The sequence below is a fragment of the Streptomyces sp. NPDC030165 genome, assembly GCF_055573595.1.
In genome coordinates this window covers 172,328-175,062 of record NZ_JBVIBD010000011.1, presented here as the reverse complement: position 1 = coordinate 175,062, position 2,735 = coordinate 172,328, and the positions used below count along the sequence as shown (strand labels likewise).

The following is a 2,735-nucleotide window of genomic DNA, read 5'->3' as shown; positions in this document are numbered from 1 at the left end:
TGGTTTTTCTTCCGGTGGGGACCCGGTTGTGGGTTGAGGGGGGGGGAACATGGGGGTGTTGGGGATGGGCTTTGCCCCGGGCTGGGGGCCCGCCCCCACGCCCTGGTCAGAGACCGGTCACAGACCCAGGTCGGGGCCGAACACCTCGTAGTGGATGTCCGCCGCGGCCACGCCCGCCGACAGCAGCTGGTCGCGGGCGGCCCTCATGAAGGGCACCGGACCGCAGAGGTAGGCGACGGTGCCCTCCGGGACGTCGATCCGGCTCAGGTCGATACGGCCTTCGTGCAGCGTGACGGGGCCCTCGTCGTCCCCCGCCCCGGTGTCGGCGTCCGGCTGCTCGTACCAGACGTCGGCCGTGGCGCTGTCCAGCTTCTCGGTCAGCTGCCGCAGTTCGGTACGGAAGGCGTGCGCGGCCGGGGAGCGGTCGGCGTGCACGGACACGACGCGGCGGCCGGAGCCGTCGGCGGCGAGGCGGGACAGGATGCCGATCATGGGCGTGCAGCCGATGCCGGCCGAGGCGAGCAGCAGCGGGCGGTCGCTCTCCTCCGGTACCACGTCGCCGAACGGGGCGCTGACACGCAGGACTTCGCCCTCGTGCACGTGGGCGTGCAGATGGTTGGAGACCTCGCCCGCCGGCGAGCCGGACGCGTCGCCGTCCACACGCTTCACGGAGAACTGCAGGCCACCGTCCGGCTGCCCGGACAGGCTGTACTGGCGGATCTGCCGGGCGCCGTCGGCGAGCCGCACCTGTACGGAGACGTACTGGCCGGGCCGGGACGCCGGGACCGGGGTGCCGTCCACCGGCTGGACGACGAAGGTCGCCACGTCCTCGGTCTCCCGGAAGCGGCCGGTGACGCGGTACTCCCGCCAGACGTCCCCGTCCGGCGCGCCCGCCGCCTCGTACAGGCGCTTCTCGACGGCGATCAGGGCGTTCGCCATCAGCCAGTACACCTCGTCCCAGGCCGCCGCGACCTCTTCGGTGACCGCGTCGCCCAGGACCTCGGCGATGGCCGCGAACAGGTGCTTGTGCACGATCGGGTACTGGTCGGCGCGGACGCCGAGCGAGGCGTGCTTGTGTGCGATGCGCTCCAGCATCGCGTCGGGACGCTCGTCCGGATGCTCCACCAGGTGCGTCGCGAAGGCAGCGATGGAGCCGGCGAGCGCCTGGCGCTGGCTGCCGTTGGCCTGGTTGCCGCGGTTGAACAGGTCGCGGAGCAGCTCGGGGTGGGCGGCGAAGAGCTTGTCGTAGAAGAGCGGGGTGATCTCACCGATGGCCGCTCCGACCGCGGGCAGGGTGGCACGGACGGTCTCGGCGGACGTGGACGACAACATCGGATGCTCCGGTTCTTGTTCTTGAGGGGTGCTGAGGGGCCGGCCCGCTGGGGAGGGCGCTGCGACGTGCTGTGACACAAATAACTTGCATCTCAGGTTCGCATTTCTCCGCAAGCGTACGAGCCGGGACAGGGGGGTGCGGTAGGGCCGTTCAGTCCTCCGGCCGGGGAGACAGGCCGAGCAGCAGAGGGCCGGTCGGGGTACCCACCAGATCCTCGATGGACAGCGGGTCGAGCGAGGCGAAGAACGCTTCCTGCGCGGCACGCAGGGCCCCGCGCAGCCGGCAGGCCCCGCGCAGCGGGCAGGGCGGATCGTCCTCGCACCCCACCACGTCGCCGACGCCCTCCAGTTCGCGCACCAGGCGCCCCAAGGAGCCGGTGCGGCCCTCCCGGGTCAGGGACAGGCCTCCGTTGCGCCCGCGCCGCGCCTCCACGACGCCCAGGTGCTGGAGTCTGCTCACCACCTTGGCGGCGTGGGTGTACGGGACCTGGACGGCGCCGGCCACCTCGCGGGTGGTCGGCGCGCCGCCCCGGCCTTCGAGGACCGCCAGCCGCATGGCGATGCGGAGCGCGATGTCGGTGCTCTTCGTCAGTCGCACGAGCACAACCGTACTGAATTGGATTCTGTGCTGCCGATTTGGGGTGCGGCGGACGGGCCGGACACGACCGGGCAGGACGGGCGCACCGGACACGCCGGGCGACCGGCCGCGAAGACGGGCGGCCGCGCGCCTGTCCCGCCGCGCCGGGCAGCAGTACGGTCGGGCCGAAGGGCATCCACGGGCCACCTTCCGGCCGCCGGGATGCGGCGCCGGAACCGGCCCGGAACCACCGCGCCTGGAGGCCGCCATGCTCCCGACCCGCACCCTCCTCGACAGCATCACCACCAAGGCCCGGCTCGGCACCGACGTGCTGGCCCCGGCCACCGACGCCCTCGCCGAGTGCGAGAAGGCCGTCCTCGTCTGCGCCACCGGCATGTCGGCGTCCGACGACGCGGACCGGATGCGCGAAGCGGTCCGCGCCGATCTGGACTGCCACGACGTCGTCGGAGTGACCCTGCGGCTGCTGCTGCGGGAAGGCGGCGCGGAGACCCGGCTGCTGGCCGCACAGCTCGACGCCTGCGCCGTCGCCTGCGAACGCAGCAACGAACTGTGCCGCGCGCACGCCGGCAGCCACGAGCACTGCCGCCTGTGCACCCAGGCCACGGTCCGCGCGCTCGACGCGTGTCGCGGGGTGCGGGAGGCGTTGCGGCCGTAGCAGCCGTTGCCGGTCCACCCGCGGCCGGAAGCGTCACGGGACGGGCCGGCCACGCGGCAGGGGTGGGGGGGGGGGGGGGGGGGGGGGGGGGGGGGGGGGGCGGGGGGGGGGGGGTGGGGGGGCGCACCACTCCTCCCCCCCCCCCCCCAC

At 73.7% G+C, this 2,735-nt stretch carries 3 protein-coding genes; 1 reads left to right on the top strand and 2 read right to left on the bottom strand.

What is annotated here, in order from left to right:
* Positions 1-117: 117 nt before the first annotated feature.
* Positions 118-1,332: a globin domain-containing protein gene (locus tag ACZ4Z1_RS22185; RefSeq protein WP_468488320.1), complete on the bottom strand. Its 1,215-nt coding sequence runs from the start codon at positions 1,330-1,332 to the stop codon at positions 118-120.
* A 151-nt stretch (positions 1,333-1,483) separates the two neighbouring features.
* Positions 1,484-1,930 (bottom strand): RrF2 family transcriptional regulator, encoded by a 447-nt coding sequence (locus ACZ4Z1_RS22180; RefSeq protein ID WP_468488319.1) that lies wholly within the window; start codon positions 1,928-1,930, stop codon positions 1,484-1,486.
* A 247-nt stretch (positions 1,931-2,177) separates the two neighbouring features.
* Here ACZ4Z1_RS22180 and ACZ4Z1_RS22175 point away from each other — a divergent pair, with 247 nt between their 5' ends.
* Positions 2,178-2,585 carry a four-helix bundle copper-binding protein gene (locus ACZ4Z1_RS22175; RefSeq protein WP_468488318.1) on the top strand — a complete coding sequence of 136 codons (408 nt, stop codon included), beginning with the start codon at positions 2,178-2,180 and terminating at the stop codon, positions 2,583-2,585.
* Positions 2,586-2,735: the final 150 nt, after the last annotated feature.